Origin of the sequence: Methylobacter sp. BlB1, from assembly GCF_015476545.1 — a bacterium.
In the GTDB taxonomy this organism is placed as follows: Bacteria; Pseudomonadota; Gammaproteobacteria; order Methylococcales; family Methylomonadaceae; genus Methylobacter.
The window spans coordinates 1-828 of record NZ_JADMKV010000195.1 but is presented as its reverse complement, the minus strand read 5'-3'; the positions used below and the strand labels follow the sequence as shown (position 1 = coordinate 828).

General features: G+C 73.8%; 2 protein-coding genes. Both read right to left on the bottom strand.

From position 1 onward, the window contains the following. A partial coding sequence (locus IT781_RS21990; protein ID WP_194972303.1) for a hypothetical protein occupies positions 1 to 180 on the bottom strand: 180 nt, incomplete at its 3' end. 117 nt (positions 181 to 297) lie between these two features. Continuing rightward, a partial coding sequence (locus IT781_RS21985; protein WP_370527078.1) for a tRNA (adenine-N1)-methyltransferase occupies positions 298 to 828 on the bottom strand: 531 nt, incomplete at its 5' end.

Below are 828 nucleotides of genomic sequence, written 5' to 3'. Positions count from 1 at the left end.
CGTCGACAGGGCCGCCAGCTGGCGCTGGGTCTCGATGAGCTGCTGCTCCACGCGGCGCGACTGCTGCGGGGAGCCGGCGAGGCGCTGGCGCAGGTGCTCGACCTCGGACTCCAGAGCCGCGACGTGGTCGCGCAGACGTGCGTCGTCGCGCTCGGGCTGCTGAGGGGTGGAGTCGGTCATGGAACGCTCACCTCCGCTGGATTCGGGTCTCGCTTGGACCCTAGCGCGCTGCAGGTGGGCGCTTCGGGCCCGTGCGCACCGTGTCGCGGAGTGGACGCCGCCGTCCGGCGGCGGGCCTCACTCGGCGGGCATCTCCTCGGGCGTCTCGACGCCGGCGGGGCGCGGACCGGAGTAGTCCACGCCGTAGGCGCCGGGGGCCGGACGGCGGGACTTGCGGGGCGCGGTCTGCCCCGGTGCCATGCGGCGCGCGGTGACCAGGAAGCCGGTGTGGCCGTTCATCTTGTGGCTCGGCCGCACGGCCAGGCCCTCGACGTGCCACTCCCGCACCAGCGTCTCGAAGGGCTGCGGCTCGGTGAACTCGCCGTGCGCGCGCAGGGTCTCGGTGACGCGGCTCAGCTGGGTGGTGGTGGCGACGTACGCCACGACCATCCCGCCGGGGCGCAGCGCGTGCCCGACGGCCTCGACGCACTCCCAGGGGGCCAGCATGTCGAGCACGATCCGGTCGACGCTGTGCGCCTCCATCCGCGGCAGCTCCTCGACGAGGTCGCCGACGGTCAGGCGCCACGCGGGGTGCTCGCCAGCGAAGAACTGGGTGACGTTGCGACGCGCCACCTCGGCGAACTCCTCACGGCGCTCGAAGGACGAGAA